The organism is Streptomyces sp. NPDC007164, assembly GCF_040634135.1.
Classification (GTDB): domain Bacteria; phylum Actinomycetota; class Actinomycetes; order Streptomycetales; family Streptomycetaceae; genus Streptomyces; species Streptomyces sanglieri.
The window spans coordinates 1-15,549 of record NZ_JBEYFB010000085.1; the positions used below are offsets into that span (position 1 = coordinate 1).

Genomic DNA, 15,549 nt, shown 5'->3' on the forward strand with positions numbered 1-15,549 from the left:
CTCGGTGCGCGCCGCACAGCACGACACAACCCTGCGAGCCGGCTATCTGGTCGGCGCGGACGGAACGCGGAGTGCGGTGCGCGAGGCGCTTAGTCGGCGGGGGCGGACCGGCCGACTCGACGGGCCGGGTGAATCCGGGGGCGACTCCGGCCGAGCGCAGCCCCATATCCACTCATTGGTCGGATAAGCAGATACTTTCCGCTGGTGACTCATTCTGTGCGGAAATCGACGGCTCTGACCGTTCTCGGTGTGGTGCTCGGCAGCCTCGCCGGCTGTGGGGGCCCCGGCGGCACGCCTGCCGACGGCCCCCCGGCCGCCGGGCGTACACCCGTCGCGGCCCACGCCCCGTCGCACGCGGCCTCGGCGGCGCCTCCCACGCTGGCTCCGGGCCCCGGCGCGCGGACGCCGGTCTTCGAGCGCGGGGTGAAGGCCGGCGAGAACGTGGTGGCGCTGACCTTCGACGCCGACATGACGGCCGACGAGGGGCCGCGCGCGGCGGCCGGCGAGCATTTCGACAATCCCGGACTCATCGATCTGCTGCGCCGGTCGAAGGTGCCTGCGACGGTCTTCATGACGGGGCGGTGGGCCGACGAGTACCCGGCGCAGGCCAGGTCCATCGGCGCCGATCCGCTCTTCGAGGTCGGCAACCACTCGTACAGCCACTACGCCTTCAAGTCCCCCTGCTACGGACTGCCGACCGTGGCGAAGGACGGCATGCGCGCCGACGTGGCGCGGGCCTCCGCCTCGTTCCGGAAGGCCGGAGTGCGCAATACGGTGCCGTACTTCCGCTTCCCCGGCGGCTGCTACGACGATGCCTCGCTGCGCGCGCTCGCGCCCGAGAAGGTGACGGCGGTCCAGTGGGACGTCATCAGCGGCGACGCCTTCGCGACGGACCCGGACGCGGTGGCCGAGCAGGTGCTGGACGGGGTGAGGCCGGGGTCGCTGGTCGTCATGCACTGCACCCTCAGCGCGGCGCCGGTCACCGACGAGGCGGTCGAGCGGATCGTCCCGGAGCTGCGCGAGCGCGGGTACCGCTTCGTGAAGGTCTCCGACCTGATCCGGGCCGCGCAGCACTGACCGCGGCCCCGTGTCCCGCTCAGCCGGAGCACGCCGTGCGCTGGGCCTCCTGCCATTCGCAGACCGGGCAGAGGGTGATGCCCTTGACCGACTCCGGGTACTCGGTCGGCTTCCGGCAGAGCACGCACTCGGCGTACGGGGGCCCTGCGGCGGTCTCCGTCCCGGTGGTCCCGGTGGATGCGGTGGACGCACCGCAGTACGCCTCTTCCTTGCGCAGAAGCCTACTCAGGCGCGCAGGGAAGCCACCTTGCCGACGAGCGCGGCCGCCGCGACGGCAAGGGCGGTGACGGCGACGAGCGGCAGGACGGGCAGATGAACGGCGCCGGTCCGCGACCCGGTGACCAGGCCGGTCACGGCGGTGTTCGCGGGCGAACCGCCGGTCACCAGGGCCGCCGTCGCGAGGAGCACGGTGGCGGCGACGGACCAGCCGCGCCGGTGCAGCAGCGGCCGGGTGCAGAGCGCGCCGATCACCGCCCCCAGCAGCGCACAGCAGGCGACGGCGAGCAGCCCCGCGACCCCGGCGGGCAGCAGCGGCACCCGGACGGAATGGCCGGCACCGGCCGGCTTGCTGATCAGCAGCACGACCAGGGTGGCGGCCGCGCCCAGCAGCCCGGCGCAGCCGAGCCCGGCGAGCAGCGCCGCCAGATGCGCCCTCGCCGGTCCCGCCGCCGCGGCGGTGACGGTGCGGGCGGCGGGCGGCTCCTGGTCGGCACAGAGCTGTACGAGCCAGGCGGTGACGGGCAGGAGCCCGGCGGCGGTGTAGCCGAGCGAGTCGAGGACGGGCTGTCCCCCCTGCACTCCGATGCCGATGAAGGCCGCGTACAGCAGGACCGGGGCGAGCCAGCGCTGGGAGCGGACCAGCAGGGCGGTCTGGTAGCGCAGGAGGGCGGTCATGGTGCCTCGGGGGTCGGGTGGTCGCACGGGTCCGTGGCGGACCGGTGCGGACCGGGGCTCTCGACGTGGGCGGGTGCGGTGGCCACTTGCCGGATGTGCCAGGGCGGGTGGGCGGTGAGCAGGGTGCGCAGCAGTGCGTCGGAGTGCGCGGCCGCGACGGTGAGCCGTACGCCTCCGTCGGGCGCGGGGGTGTGTTCCGGAGCGCCCGGCAGTCCGGCGGGGAGCGCGGCGCCGGGTGGGCCCGCCGCCTCGATCCGTATCCGGTGGCCGGTCCCGGTGGCGGGTGCCGCGGGTGCGGCGAGGAGGGTGTTGCCCTCGACCCGGAACACGGCGTCGGCCGACCCGGCGAGCCTGCGCGGGTCGTGGTCGACGAAGACGACGGTGGCGCCGGCCGCGACCCGTTCGGCCACCGCCCGGTCCAGCTCGTCGCGGGCCGCCGTGTCGAGCCCGGTCCAGGCCTCGTCCAGGATCAGCAGCTCCGGCTCGGCGAGGAGCGCCTGGGCGACGGCGACCTTCTGACCGGTGCCCTTGGAGAGTTCCGGCAGTGGTGTACGGGCGTGGCCGGCGGCCCCGAAGCGGGCCAGCCAGGACCGGGCGCGGTCCGCCGCCTCGGAGGTCCGCAGGCCGTGGATGCGGCCGAGGTGGACGAGGTACCCGGCGGCGGTGAACGGCAACGCGGCCGGGAAGCGCTCGGGGACGTAGGCGGTGCGTGCCCTGCGGCCGGTGATCCGGCCCTCCGTCGGGGCGTCGATCCCGGCGAGCAGCCGCAGCAGGGTCGACTTGCCGGTGCCGTTGGCCCCCTCGATCCGGATCAGGGTGTGCGTGGGCAGGTCGAGGTCCACCCCACGCAGCACCCACGGGCCGCCGAACCCGTATCGGCGACCGACCCCGTCCAGCCTCAGTTGGCCGTCTTCTCGGGCCTGGCCTCGCTGGGCCGCACGATGACGAATCCCTCGCCGTCCAGCCGCAGTTGGACGGCCTCACCGGAACCGCCGCGGATCATCGAGCCGACGCTCTGCGAACGGTGCAGCGACGTGGTCAGGTTGGCGCTCCAGCCGACCACCGCGTCCGTGTCGACGCAGACCGGCTGCTGCGGCGTGACGGGAATCACGATGGGGTGGCCCTCGCACATCAGGCCGAGCTTGCCGTAGCCGGTGAAGACGCTGTTGAAGAGCCCGCCGCCGGTCATCCCGGCGCCCTTCACGGTCTTGATCTCGTAGGAGATCGTGGGGTCGAAGCAGAGCACGTTGCGGCCGTTGATCGTGAGGACGTCGCCGTGCTCCATCTCCACGATGAAGCAGTTGGCGGCCTCGTGCGCGAACCATGCCTCGCCCTGGCCGCGGACCGCCATCAGCGGCAGTCCCTCGCCGGTGACGGCGCGCTTCAGCATGCCGCCTATGCCCTGGCCCTTGCGCTCGAACTGCAGATCGCCGCGGAAGGCGATCATCGCTCCCTGGCGGGCGTGCATCTCGCCGTTGACGGCGTATTTGATGGATTTGGCGTTCTGCAGGGTCATCCCGGGGGCCGTCGCCTGCTGTGCCAGGTTCTCACTGGAAAAGAGATCGCTCTTCATGCGGTGCATCCTCACCCGGAGCGTTCCATTCCGCCAAGAAACCCGGGTCGGGCGGCTGGCAGACTGGACCGGGTGAGCAGCAATGACATTCCCGCGTCCCCGTCCACTCCCCGTTCGCCCGCGGCGGACAGCCCGTTCAGGTCGGAGCCGACGAGCCGCGACGAGGCGCCGCAGTACGTACTGCCGTTGGTCGTGCACATCGAGAAGGCCGCTCCCCCGGCCCGTACCGACGCGTTGCGGACCGCGGCCCGCGCGGTGCTGGTGATGCTCTCCGACGAGCGCTCGGTGGGCGAGGGCGAGTGGGCGCGGGTGATGCGGGACTGGCAGGACGCCCGGATCCGCAAGGTGGTGCGGCGGGCGCGCGGCGCGGAGTGGCGCAAGGCGTCGGCACTGCCGGGCATCACGGTCGCCGGTGAGAGCGCCGAGGTGCGGGTCTTCCCGCCGGTGCCGCTGGACGGCTGGCCCAAGGAACTGGCGAAGCTCCAGGTGTCGGGGACGGATCTGGACGACGCCGAGCCGCCGGCCGCGCCCGATCGCTCGGCTCCGGTGCTGTGGCTCAACCCGGAGCTGGACATGTCGGCGGGCAAGGCGATGGCGCAGGCCGGGCACGGCGCGCAGCTCGCCTGGTGGGAGCTGTCGGACACGGAGCGCAAGGCGTGGCGCGAGGCGGGCTTCCCGCTCTCGGTCGCCACCGCGCGGGCGGGGAGCTGGCGGGAACTCACGGTGAGCGGGCTTCCGGTGGTGCGGGACGCCGGGTTCACCGAGATCGCCCCCGGGTCGTGCACGGTGGTCGCCGACCATCCGGCACTGCGGCGCGGCTGAGCGCCGGGACCGGGGCCGGGAACCTCAAATCGAGCTCTGAACGTCCTCCTCTTCGGATTCGCCATCGCCCCGAGGGGCCATGAGCCCTGCACGGAGCGGAGGAGGGGGACGGCATGAAGCTGGGAATCGGGATCGGCTGGCGGCCGGAGATCGCGGACGCCGTCGAGGCGCTGCCCGGGATCGACTGGGTGGAGGCGGTCGCGGAGAACATCTGCACCGGTCATCTGCCCGATTCGCTGGTACGGCTGAGGGAGCGCGGTGTCACGGTCGTGCCGCACGGGGTCTCGCTGGGGCTCGGCGGTGCCGACCGCCCCGACCCGGGCCGGCTCGCGGATCTCGCCGCCCGCGCCGAGCTGCTCTCCGCGCCGCTGGTGACCGAGCACATCGCGTTCGTACGGGCCGGGGGGCCGCGCGTCTCCTCGCCGGGTCTGGAGGCCGGCCATCTGCTGCCCGTCCCGCGGACCCGGGACGCGCTGGACGTGCTCTGCGAGAACGTACGCATCGCGCAGGACTCGCTGCCGGTGCCGCTGGCCGTGGAGAACATCGCGGCGCTGATCTCCTGGCCCGGCGAGGAGCTGACCGAGGGGCAGTTCCTGGCGGAGCTGGTCGAGCGCACCGGGGTACGGCTGCTGATCGACGTGGCCAATCTGCACACCAACCACGTCAACCTCGGCGAGGACCCGGCCACCGCGCTCGACGAGCTGCCGGTGGAGGCCATCGCGTACGTGCATGTGGCGGGCGGTGTCGAGAAGGACGGCGTGTGGCACGACACCCACGCCCACCCGGTCACCGGTCCCGTCCTCGACGTCCTGGCCGAGCTCCGCTCCCGGGTCGACCCGCCCGGCGTCCTGCTGGAGCGCGACGACGACTTCCCGCCGGCTCCGGAGCTGGCGGGCGAACTGGACATGATCCGCGCCACCTTGGACGGGGCGTCGGGGGACGCGAAGCGGCCGGCCCCTCGCGTCGCCCGCCCGTCCGCGCGGGCGGGGGCGTCGACGCCCTCCGACGCCACGCGCGACCGGCTCGCGGTGGACCAGACCGCGCTGCTCTCCGCGCTCGTCGCCGGCGGGCCCACCCCACGGGGCTTCGAGCGGGAGCGCCTCGGGGTCCAGAGCCGCGCCCTGGCCGCCAAGCGGGCCGGGGTCGTCGCCAAGGTGGCGCCCGAGCTGCCGGAGATCCTGGGCGGCGGCTACCGGGACGCCTTTCTCTCGTACGCCACGTCCCGCCCGATGTCCGGCGGATACCGGCGCGACGCGCTGGACTTCGCCGAGCAGATGCTGATCGCGGGCCGGCCCGCCGACGCCGCGGCCCGGCGCCGGCTGACCCACTGGTGGCAGGACCGGGCCGGTGCGCACCCGCCGCGCCGCACGACCCGGCTGGTACGAGCCGCCCGCGCGGCCCTGATCGGAAGGTGAACGGAATGAACACCGTCGCACTGCTGGCGGACCTCGGGGTCGTGGTCTCCTCCGTGCTCCTGATCGTGGGGCTCTCGCGGGCCCGTGGCGGCACCGGCGGCACCGTCCACGACCTCCACGAGGTCGCCTTCCTCAACGGCGGTCCGGGCAGGGTCGTGGACACCGCGCTCACCGCGATGCAGGCGGACGGCCGGCTCGCGGTCGGCGGCCCCGGAATCGTCGCCGTCCAGCGGGCCGAAGCCCATGACCCGGTGGAGCGCGCGGTGCTCCAGGAGCACGCCACGGCTCCCAGCGGGGCGCTGCACACCCTGCGCGAGGCGGTGATGCGGCACCCGGCGGTGCAGGAGGTCGGCGACGGGCTCGCGGCCCGCGGTCTGCTGGCCGCGCCCGCCGCGAGCCGGACGTGGCGCCGCTGGGGCATCGCCCAGGGGCTGGTCTGCGTACTGGCCGTGCCGCTGACCGTCGCGGCGACCGTGGCCCAGTCCCTGTCCGACGAACTGTCCCCGGGCTCCCCCGTACCGTTCGTCCTCAAGGTGCTCCCGGCCCTGGTCCTCGGCCTGTTCACCGGTTTCATCTGCGCCGGGGTCGCCCGGGGACGCGTCACCAGGTCGGGGCGCCGGGCCGCCGAGGCCTACCGCGCCGCTCACGCGTACGACCCGGACCCGGCCCGCCTGGTGGCCACGCACGGGCTGCGGGCACTCCCCGACCCGGTGCTCCAGGCGCAGCTGATCGCGGCGGCCCGGATGCGGCCGCAGGGGCGGGCGGCCGGGCGGCGGGCGACCACGGCGGCGTCGGCGGCGGCGGCGTCCACGGGTTCCTCCGCCCTGCTGCTCGCGCCGGTGGTGTGGTGTGCGGGTACGAGCCCCGGTCACGGCAGTTGCGGGAGCTCCGGCGACGGGGGCAGCGGCGGAGGCGGCGGGGGCGGGTGCAGTTCCGGGTCGAGTTGTGGTTCGGGGTCCGGCTGCGGCGGTTCGAGCGGCTCCGGCTGCGGTGGCAGCAGCGGTTCCAGTTGCTCCAGCGGCGGCTCCAGCTGTGGTGGCGGGTCCAGTTGTGGCAGTTAGGGCGATTCCGGCGCCGCCGGACAGGCCCTGCCCGTCCGCATGATGAACAGGCCATGGCTTTCCATGCCCCCCTCGCATAGAAAGCCGCCATGCTCTGGGTTCTGTTTCTGCTGGTCGCATGGGGTGCGGCAACCGTCTCGTGCGTCCAGCTCTGCCTCGTCTCGGCCCGCGCGGGACTGCTGTCCGGCGCGTCCGCCGATGACGTGGAGAGCATCGCCGCCGGTCATGAACTGACCCTGTACGAGACCGCGTTCCTGGCCGGCGGCCCCCACCGGGTGGCCGATCTGGTGCTGGCGGCCATGCATCTGCGCCGACGGCTGCTGCTCGCGCACACCGGCTGGGTGACGGTTCTCGACCCGGAGGGCCGCGACGAGATGGAGCGCACGGTGATCCGTGCGATAGGGCCGCAGGGCCAGTCCCCGATACCGCCGGTACGGACGGCCGCGGCCGGCGCCGACGCCGTACGCGCCCTGGCCGACCGGCTGGTCGCCGCGGGTCTGGCGCTGCCGGGCGGTGGCGAGGTCGCGGCAGCGGTGCGCGCGGTGCGCGGCGCGGCTCTGCTGGTGGTCGCGACGGGGGCGGTCACGCTGCTGATGCCCGGTCAGGAGCACGGCCCCGGCGGGCCGGTGATGTCGCTGCTGGTGTGGTTCGGGCTGCCGCTCGCGCTGACCGTCGGCTGTCTGGTCATAGCCCGGATGGAGGTCCATCCGTACAGCTCGTGGGCGTCGCCCGCCGGTCAGCGGCTGCTCGCCGCGAACGATGTGCCGGACGCCGGGGCGCCCCGTGATGTGCTGGCGGCGATCGCGGTGCGTGGGGTGCGCGCCGTGGACGATCCGGCGCTGCGGGCCGCGCTCGGCGGCGGTCCGGGAGGTCCGCTCGGGTAGCCCGGCCGGTCCGCCGCGGGGTGGTGCGTCGATGAGGTGCTGCGAAGGGACGCCGGTGCGGCGCGCTGGACGCGCGCCGCACCCGGAGCCGGACCCGGTGTCGCTGGAACGACGGGCAGCGCGTGACGCGCCGGTGCCCGCCGTCTGATCTTCCGGGTCGGGGTGGTCGGAGCCCGCTCGCTACGCGAGCCCGGCCACCAGGTCTGCAACCGACTTCCTGCGCCCCGTGTAGAACGGGACCTCTTCGCGGACGTGCATCCGCGCCTCGGAGGCCCGCAGATGACGCATCAGGTCGACGATGCGGTGGAGCTCGTCGGCCTCGAAGGCAAGGATCCACTCGTAGTCGCCGAGCGAGAAGGAGGCGACGGTGTTGGCCCGGACGTCGGGGTAGCCGCGCGCCATCTTGCCGTGGTCCGCGAGCATGCGACGGCGGTCCTCGTCGGGCAGCAGGTACCAGTCGTAGGAGCGCACGAAGGGGTACACGCTGATGTAGTTGCGCGGCGTCTCGTCGGCCAGGAACGCCGGGATGTGGGACTTGTTGAACTCGGCGGGGCGGTGCAGCGCCATGTTCGACCAGACCGGCTCCAGCGCCAGGCCCAGCCTGGTGCGCCGGAAGAGGTTGTACGCCTCCTGGAGCTCGTCCGCCGTCTCGGCGTGCCACCAGATCATGACGTCGGCGTCGGCCCGCAGGCCGGAGAGGTCATAGGTGCCGCGGACGGTGATGTCCTTGGCCGCGAGCTGGTCGAACAGCTCCTGGACCTCGTCGGCGTAGCCGGCCCGGTCCGCGGGCAGGACGTCGCGCAGCTTGAAGACGGACCACAGCGTGTAGCGGATGACCTCGTTGAGGTCCTTGGCCTTCTTACCCGCGTTGGGGCCCTTGCTTGATTTCACAGTCTCAGGCGCACTCATACGGCTATTGTCCCGCCTCGCTCCGTGTGCCCTTAACCAGGGTCGACGTGGCGATGATCTCTTCCCCGGAACCGCCGGTGACGTCGGCCGCGATCTCGTCCGCGGCGCGGTGGGCACTGGCGATGCACGCGGGGATGCCGACGCCGTCGTAGACCGCTCCGCAGACCCGCAGTGCGGGCAGTCTGGCGACCTCGTCGCGGATCCGGGCGACCCGTGACAGGTGGCCCACGGGGTACTGGGGCAGTCCGCCGATCCACCGGGTGACCTCGGTGTCGACCGGCTTCGCGGCCAGGCCGGTGGCCTGGGCGAGGTCGCGCAGCGACACGTCGACCAGCTCGGCGTCCTCGCGGTGGATGTGGTCCTCCTCGCCGTAGCGGCCGACGGAGGTCCGCAGGACGAAGAGGTCCGGGGCGGATTCGGCGAACCAGTTCCACTTGTGGGAGGAGAAGGTGGACGCCTTGATGGTGCGGCCGTCGACCGGGGGGACGAGGAAGCCGGAGCGGCCGTCCAGTGCGGTGGTGGCGGCGATGTCGGAGCGGCGGAAGGCCATGGTGACGAGCGCCATCGACGCGTACTCGACCCCGGCGAGCTCGGCGGAGGCCGCCGGGGACTCGGCGGCGAGCAGCGTGGAGGCGGACCAGGCGGGGGCGGCGAGCACGATGCCGTCGGCGTGGACGACCCGGGTGTCCGTGCGGACGTCCCAGCCCTCGGCGGTACGGGTCAGGCCGAGGACGGGGGTGGCGGTGAGGATCTCCCCGCCACCCGCGCGCACGGCGTCGGCGACCGCTGCGGGCAGGGTGCCGATGCCGCCTTCGATGCCCTGGAAGACCGGTCCGGTCTGCTGCCGGGCGGCGGCCCGTTCCTGGATGCGCCGGACGCCGTCGAGCAGCGAGCCGCCCTCCCGCGCCGCCTCGAAGAGCTGCGGTACGGCGGCGCGCATCGAGATCCGGTAGGCGTCGCCCGCGTACACACCGCCGAGCAGCGGCTCGACGAGCCGGTCGACGACCTCGCGGCCGAGCCGGTCGGCGACGTACGCGCCGACGGCGACGTCGTCGCCGACGGGGGTCGGGGTGAGGTCGCGTTCCTGCGCGATGCGGGCGAGGCCCTCGGGGGTGAGTAGTCCGCCGAGCGCCGCCGCGTCGCCGGGGACGCCCATCACATGGCCCTTGGGCATGGGGCGCAGGGCGTCGCGCGTCCAGACCGACGCGGTGGCCGTGGCGGGCGGCTGGAGGCGGTCGCCGAGTCCGACATCGCGTGCCAGGCCGACGCCCTCGGGGCGCCGGGCGAGCATCGACTCGGCGCCGAGGTCGACCTGGGTGCCGGCGATCTCGCCGGTCATGAGCTTGCCGCCGAGCCGCTCGGTGGCCTCCAGCAGGGTGACCCGCAGGCCGGTCCCGAGGAGCCGGTGGGCGGCGGCGAGACCGGCGATGCCTCCGCCGATGACGACGACGTGTCCGGTGTCCGGGTCCGCGCGGTTTATTGAACGCTGCATGCCCCCACTCTCTCAAACCCGGTCCGAGTCCTGAACGTGACTGCTTCGAAACCGGTATTCGGCAACCGCTGCCCGGGGCCGGCACGTCGAACCGGCACCATCGACGACCCGCCCCGGGGGGCATTCATGCAGAGAAACCGGCGTCCTGGCCGTTCATCGGTCCGTCGTCCGCGGCTGGTCCTGGCGGCCGGCCTCGTGGCCGGGCTGCTCGCACTGAGCGGCTGCGGCGCCTCGGACAGTGCGAGCGACGCGAGTTCCGGTGACGGCAAGAAGGCGATCGGCGCTCCGGAGCGGGGCGCCGCCGACGCGGCGGTCGGCCGGCCGGAGCAGGGAACGGACGGCTCGGCGTCGCAGCGGAAGAAGTCCGACGCGCTGCCCGCCGGCGCCCATGTCGTCCGTACCGCCTCGCTCTCGGTGGAGGTGCGGAACGTGCCGAGGGCGGCCGCGGCCGCCCGTTCCGCCGCGGAGGGTTCGGGCGGTCTGGTGACCGACGAGAAGACCGAGCGGGTCGACGGCACACATGACATGTCACATCTCGTACTGCGCGTTCCGCAGGGCGAGTACGAGGCGGTGCTGAAGCGGCTCGCGGGCACCGGAAAGCTGCTGTCGCGCACCTCGTCCGCGAAGGACGTCACCGACGAGGTGGTCGACGTGGAGAGCCGGATCGCCACCCAGCGGGCGAGTGTGGCGCGGGTACGGAAGCTGATGGACCGGGCCCAGCAGCTCAGCGACGTGGTCACGCTGGAGGGCGAGTTGAGCAGCCGTCAGGCGTCCCTGGAGTCGCTGCTCGCCCAGCAGGCGTCGCTGAAGGACCGCACCACGCTCGCCACGATCACCCTCGAACTCACCGAGCCGGAGACGGCGGCGAAGGACGGCGACGACGACGGGCCCGGGTTCCTGGACGCGCTCGGCGGCGGCTGGCACGCGTTCGTGACGGCGCTGCTGTGGCTGGCGATGGCGGTGGGTGCCGCGGCCCCGTTCCTGGCCGCGGCGGCCGTGCTCCTGCTGCTGTGGCGGCCGGTGCGCCGCCGGCTGCCCGGACGCCGTGCGCCGCGGACGCCCCGGCCGGGCGGGTCCTCGCCCGCTCCCCCGGCGTCGTAGCGTGGTCCCTTCGGACTGGGGACGGACCCCGGGTGTCGAAGGGACCAGGCATGACGGCGGAGCGACTGGTGGTCATCGGTGGTGACGCGGCGGGCATGTCCGCCGCGTCCCAGGCCCGCAGGCTCAAGGGCCCCGACGAGCTGAGCATCGTCGCGTTCGAGCGGGGCAATTTCACCTCGTACTCAGCCTGCGGCATCCCGTACTGGGTCGGCGGCGACGTCGCGGAGCGGGACGACCTCGTCGCGCGTTCGCCCGAGGAGCACCGGGCCCGCGACATCGACCTCAGGATGCGTACCGAGGTCACGGAGATCGACGTCGCCGGGCAGCGGGTGCGGGCGCTGGACCTGGGCTCCGGCGAGTCGTACTGGACGGGCTTCGACAAGCTGGTGATCGCGACGGGTGCCCGGCCGGTGCGTCCGGCGCTGCCCGGCATGGACGCGCCCGGGGTGCACGGGGTGCAGACCCTGGACGACGGTCAGGCGCTGCTGGAGTCCCTGGACCGGGCGCCGGGCAGCAGGCGGGCGGTCGTCGTCGGGGCGGGCTACATCGGCGTGGAGATGGCGGAGGCCATGCTGAAGCACGGCTTCGAGGTGACCGTGCTCAACCGCGGCGAGCAGCCGATGGCGACGCTCGACCCCGACATGGGGCGGCTGGTCCACGACGCGATGGACGGCCTGGGCATCACCACGGTCAACCGGTCCGAGGTCACCGCGATCCGCACCGGCTCGGACGGCCGGGTCCACGCGGTCGCCACCGGCGACGCCTCCTACCCGGCGGACGTGGTGGTGCTCGGGATCGGCGTGGAGCCGGAGACGACGCTGGCCCGTGCCGTCGGGCTGCCGCTCGGCCCGCACGGCGGGCTGCTGACCGATCTTTCGATGCGGGTCGTCGGGCACGACAACATCTGGGCGGGTGGCGACTGCGTGGAGGTCCTCGACCTGGTGGCGGGCCGCACCCGCCACATCGCGCTGGGCACCCACGCCAACAAGCACGGCCAGATCATCGGGTCCAACGTCGGCGGCGGCTACGGGACGTTCCCGGGGGTGGTCGGCACGGCGGTGAGCAAGGTGTGCGACCTGGAGATCGCCCGTACCGGTCTGCGCGAGAAGGACGCCCGCGCGGTGGGTCTGCGGTACGTCACGGCGACGATCGAGTCGACGGGCCGGGCGGGCTACTACCCGGGGGCGCGGCCGATGACGGTGAAGATGCTCGCGGAGTACCGCACGGGCCGGCTGCTCGGGGTGCAGATCGTGGGCCGGGACGGGGCGGCCAAGCGGGTGGACATCGCGGCGGTCGCGCTCACGGCCGGGATGACGGTGGAGCAGATGACCGCCCTGGACCTGGGTTACGCCCCGCCGTTCTCGCCGGTCTGGGATCCGGTTCTGGTGGCGGCCCGCAAGGCGGTGGCGGCGGTACGGCGGGCGGGCACCGCCTAGGCCCGCCCGCCCGCCGCCGGGTCAGCGTTCGGTGCTGGTGTGCACGTACTCGACGAGCCGGGTCAGCGCGTCCGGGTCCATCGTCGGCATCACGCCGTGGCCCAGGTTGAAGACGTGGCCTTCGAGACCGGCGGCCGCGTCCAGCACTTCCTGGGTCTTCTCCTCCACGGTCGCCGTCGGGGCGAACAGCACCGCGGGGTCGAGGTTGCCCTGGAGCGCCTTTCCGGGGCCGACCCGGCGCGCGGCCTCGTCCAGCGGGACCCGCCAGTCGACGCCGACGACATCCGCGCCCGCCTCGCCCATCAGGCCGAGGAGTTCGCCGGTGCCGACGCCGAAGTGGATGCGCGGGACGTCGTACGGGGCGACGGCGTCGAAGACCTTCGCCGACGCGGGCAGCACCGAACGGCGGTAGTCGGCGGGGGCCAGTGCGCCCACCCAGGAGTCGAAGAGCTGGACGGCCGAGGCGCCCGCCTCGATCTGCACCTTGAGGAAGGCGCCGGTGATCTCGGCGAGCCGGTCGAGCAGGTCCGCCCAGAGCTGCGGGTCGCCGTACATCAGGGCCTTGGTGTGCTCGTGGTTGCGGGACGGGCCGCCCTCCACGAGGTAGCTGGCGAGGGTGAACGGCGCCCCGGCGAATCCGATCAGGGGGGTGGCGCCCAGTTCGGCGGTGAGCAGGCCGATGGCCTCGGTGACGTAGCCGACGTCCTCGGGCGTGAGGTCGCGCAGCCGGGCCAGGTCGGCGCGGGTACGGATCGGCTCGGCGATGACCGGGCCGACGCCGGGCTTGATGTCGAGGTCGATCCCGATGGCCTTGAGGGGGACGACGATGTCGCTGAAGTAGACGGCGGCGTCGACCTTGTGGCGGCGGACGGGCTGCATCGTGATCTCGGCGGCCAGCTCCGGCATCATGCAGGAGTCGAGCATCCCGATGCCCTCGCGCACCTTCAGGTACTCCGGCAGCGAACGCCCGGCCTGGCGCATGAACCAGACCGGCGTGTGCGGAACGGGCTCGCGCCGGCACGCCTTCAGGAACGCCGACTCATGGGTGGCGGAGGTCTTCGTCTGCTGGCCCATGGGGCGGTCGTTGGCACTCACACCGGAATCTTCGCACGAAGCCGTGGCGGCCTCGCCCTCTCCCCGATCACGGACGCGGTGACAAGCCGCCGAGCCCGCCAGGGTGTCCCTCCCTGCGCGAAGCGCCGGTTCCGCCTACTCTTCCCCGCATGGCTCCGGCTCAGGGACAGTTCTCCGATCAAACCGATGGCGCTGACAGCAAGGACAGCGAGGAGGGTGGTTCCGTCCCGCCCGCGTTCCGGTCGGCGGTGGACGCGTTGCACTCCGCGCGGCTCCGCCCCGAGCTGGAGGTGGAGTCGACGAGGCCGCCCAAGCGGCTCGCTCCGTACGCGTACGCGCTGGAGGCGGCGGTCGTCGACGGCGAGGACGATCTCGCCGACGGCCGCCTGGTGCTGCTCCACGACCCGGCCGGGCACGACGCCTGGCAGGGCACTTTCCGCCTGGTGACGCTGGTGCGGGCCGAGCTGGAGCCGGAGATGGCCTCCGATCCGCTGCTGCCGGAGGTGTGCTGGTCCTGGCTGACCGGTGCGCTGGAGGCGCGCGGTCTCGCGTACGGGGAGGCGGGCGGCACGGTGACCCGGGCGGGGTCGCACTACTTCGGTGCGCTGGGCGCGAGACGCCCGGCGACCCAGATCGAGATCCGGGCGTCGTGGACGCCGCGGGAGGGCCGCGGCGGAGTGCCGGACACGGCGGCGCATCTCATGGCGTGGGGCGACCTGCTGTGCCAGATCGCCGGCCTGCCGCCGTCGGGCCCCACCGACGCGGCGGTGGTGACGCTCCCGCAGCGGCGCGGTCCGCAGGTTTCCTGATCTTCTGCTCTGAATTCTCTGGCCGAAACTCTACCCTCGCCGGTAACTGTGCGTCATATTTCGCGCACGGTTACCGGCGTTCTTTTCGTACAATCGATCACGCGTCCGATTTGCCCGAATTGTTACTCACCAAATCGTGATCTTCCCCTAAAGGAGCACGGGTCTGTTGCCGAAGAGGTCAATGACCCTTCAAGCACGGTTCGCCCCGGCTTCATCCCCGAGCCGGCCCGTCCCGTCCACTCGCCAGGAGGCCTGGTGTCCGTTCTCCTAGAGCAGCCCGCAAGCCTGGTCGCCTACCGCCCGAACAAGCCGACGGCCATGGTCGTCGTGGCCGACCCGCGCGTCCGTTCCACCGTCACCCGCCATCTGTGGGCACTCGGAGTACGTGACGTCATCGAGGCGTCGTCCATCGCGGAGGCTCGTCCCCGCGTCGGCAACCCGCGCGACATCTGCGTAGCCGACGTCCACCTGCCCGACGGTTCCGGGCTGACCCTGTTGTCCGAGACCCGAGCAGCCGGCTGGCCGAACGGCCTCGCCCTCTCCGCCGCCGATGACATCGGCGCCGTGCGCAACGCCCTCGCGGGCGGCGTGAAGGGCTATGTAGTCACCGGCACACGTACCAATATCGGCCACCCCACCCGTCCCGGCGTCGCCCCCATCGGCGCCAACGCCGCCCGTATGCACCGCCGGCCCCCCGGCACCCCGAGCCACCCGGGCGGCTACCGCGAACTGTCCGGCCGCGAGGTCGAGGTCCTCCGGCTGGTCGCCGAGGGCCAGTCCAACAAGGCCATCGGCGTCTCGATGGGCCTGTCCGCACTGACCGTCAAGAGCCACCTGGCCCGAATCGCCCGCAAGCTCGGCACCGGAGACCGCGCCGGAATGGTCGCCGTCGCCCTGCGAACGGGAATCATCCACTGACGCCCGCACCCCGGCGGGTCCACGCAGGCACGGACCGGCTGGTTTGCATTCATCGGCGCCCGTCGACGGAACGTTCCGTCGACG

17 protein-coding genes are annotated in these 15,549 nt (G+C 73.2%); 10 read left to right on the top strand and 7 right to left on the bottom strand.

Going from position 1 to position 15,549, the window contains the following annotated elements:
• Window positions 1-4 precede the first annotated feature (4 nt).
• Entirely contained in the window at window positions 5-187 is a 183-nt protein-coding gene (locus ABZ622_RS40100; protein ID WP_360552030.1) for an FAD-dependent monooxygenase, read from the top strand.
• 29 nt (window positions 188-216) lie between these two features.
• Window positions 217-1,077 (top strand): polysaccharide deacetylase family protein, encoded by an 861-nt coding sequence (locus ABZ622_RS40105; RefSeq protein ID WP_360552032.1) that lies wholly within the window; start codon window positions 217-219, stop codon window positions 1,075-1,077.
• 19 nt (window positions 1,078-1,096) lie between these two features.
• Here the strand turns inward: ABZ622_RS40105 and ABZ622_RS40110 are convergent, their stop codons facing one another.
• The 4 genes from ABZ622_RS40110 to ABZ622_RS40125 are packed head-to-tail and all read right to left on the bottom strand — an operon-like array spanning window position 1,097 to window position 3,544.
• Complete coding sequence (locus tag ABZ622_RS40110; RefSeq protein ID WP_360552034.1) at window positions 1,097-1,294, bottom strand: hypothetical protein; 198 nt, start codon at window positions 1,292-1,294, stop codon at window positions 1,097-1,099.
• Window positions 1,295-1,302: 8 nt separating this feature from the next.
• On the bottom strand, window positions 1,303-1,971 hold the full coding sequence (locus tag ABZ622_RS40115; protein ID WP_360552008.1) for an ABC transporter: 669 nt from the start codon (window positions 1,969-1,971) through the stop codon (window positions 1,303-1,305).
• Window positions 1,968-2,873 (bottom strand): ATP-binding cassette domain-containing protein, encoded by a 906-nt coding sequence (locus tag ABZ622_RS40120; protein WP_360552036.1) that lies wholly within the window; start codon window positions 2,871-2,873, stop codon window positions 1,968-1,970. Before ABZ622_RS40120 ends, ABZ622_RS40115 begins: the two co-directional genes overlap by 4 nt.
• Entirely contained in the window at window positions 2,870-3,544 is a 675-nt protein-coding gene (locus ABZ622_RS40125; protein WP_360552010.1) for an AIM24 family protein, read from the bottom strand. Before ABZ622_RS40125 ends, ABZ622_RS40120 begins: the two co-directional genes overlap by 4 nt.
• A gap of 72 nt (window positions 3,545-3,616) precedes the next feature.
• Between ABZ622_RS40125 and ABZ622_RS40130 the strand changes: the two genes are divergently transcribed.
• From ABZ622_RS40130 to ABZ622_RS40145, 4 genes are all read left to right on the top strand, one after another.
• A complete protein-coding gene (locus tag ABZ622_RS40130; RefSeq protein ID WP_360552012.1) occupies window positions 3,617-4,366 on the top strand; it encodes a peptidyl-tRNA hydrolase in 750 nt (249 codons plus the stop codon).
• Between the two features lie 113 nt (window positions 4,367-4,479).
• Window positions 4,480-5,781, top strand: a complete 1,302-nt coding sequence (locus ABZ622_RS40135; RefSeq protein WP_360552014.1) for a DUF692 domain-containing protein — start codon at window positions 4,480-4,482, stop codon at window positions 5,779-5,781.
• Between the two features lie 5 nt (window positions 5,782-5,786).
• Entirely contained in the window at window positions 5,787-6,842 is a 1,056-nt protein-coding gene (locus ABZ622_RS40140; RefSeq protein ID WP_360552016.1) for a TIGR04222 domain-containing membrane protein, read from the top strand.
• An 89-nt stretch (window positions 6,843-6,931) separates the two neighbouring features.
• The gene (locus ABZ622_RS40145; RefSeq protein ID WP_360552018.1) at window positions 6,932-7,726 is read left to right on the top strand and encodes a TIGR04222 domain-containing membrane protein; all 795 of its coding nucleotides are present in this window, start codon (window positions 6,932-6,934) and stop codon (window positions 7,724-7,726) included.
• 180 nt (window positions 7,727-7,906) lie between these two features.
• On the opposite strand, the gene hemQ is transcribed toward ABZ622_RS40145, so the two are convergent.
• Together hemQ and hemG are read right to left on the bottom strand one after the other, a co-directional pair.
• Window positions 7,907-8,635 (bottom strand): hydrogen peroxide-dependent heme synthase, encoded by a 729-nt coding sequence (hemQ, locus tag ABZ622_RS40150; RefSeq protein WP_360552020.1) that lies wholly within the window; start codon window positions 8,633-8,635, stop codon window positions 7,907-7,909.
• 4 nt (window positions 8,636-8,639) lie between these two features.
• Entirely contained in the window at window positions 8,640-10,127 is a 1,488-nt protein-coding gene (gene hemG, locus ABZ622_RS40155) for a protoporphyrinogen oxidase (RefSeq protein ID WP_360552022.1), read from the bottom strand.
• A 126-nt stretch (window positions 10,128-10,253) separates the two neighbouring features.
• Between hemG and ABZ622_RS40160 the strand changes: the two genes are divergently transcribed.
• Both ABZ622_RS40160 and ABZ622_RS40165 read left to right on the top strand, forming a co-directional pair.
• On the top strand, window positions 10,254-11,228 hold the full coding sequence (locus tag ABZ622_RS40160) for a DUF4349 domain-containing protein (RefSeq protein ID WP_360552024.1): 975 nt from the start codon (window positions 10,254-10,256) through the stop codon (window positions 11,226-11,228).
• A 50-nt stretch (window positions 11,229-11,278) separates the two neighbouring features.
• Window positions 11,279-12,664 (top strand): FAD-dependent oxidoreductase, encoded by a 1,386-nt coding sequence (locus ABZ622_RS40165; RefSeq protein ID WP_360552026.1) that lies wholly within the window; start codon window positions 11,279-11,281, stop codon window positions 12,662-12,664.
• Window positions 12,665-12,685: 21 nt separating this feature from the next.
• Here ABZ622_RS40165 and hemE read toward each other — a convergent pair whose 3' ends face one another.
• Window positions 12,686-13,738: a uroporphyrinogen decarboxylase gene (hemE, locus tag ABZ622_RS40170; RefSeq protein ID WP_360552038.1), complete on the bottom strand. Its 1,053-nt coding sequence runs from the start codon at window positions 13,736-13,738 to the stop codon at window positions 12,686-12,688.
• Between the two features lie 149 nt (window positions 13,739-13,887).
• Here hemE and ABZ622_RS40175 point away from each other — a divergent pair, with 149 nt between their 5' ends.
• Entirely contained in the window at window positions 13,888-14,547 is a 660-nt protein-coding gene (locus tag ABZ622_RS40175; protein WP_360552028.1) for a DUF3000 domain-containing protein, read from the top strand.
• A gap of 255 nt (window positions 14,548-14,802) precedes the next feature.
• Window positions 14,803-15,465: a response regulator transcription factor gene (locus ABZ622_RS40180; RefSeq protein ID WP_024488613.1), complete on the top strand. Its 663-nt coding sequence runs from the start codon at window positions 14,803-14,805 to the stop codon at window positions 15,463-15,465.
• Window positions 15,466-15,549 lie beyond the last annotated feature (84 nt).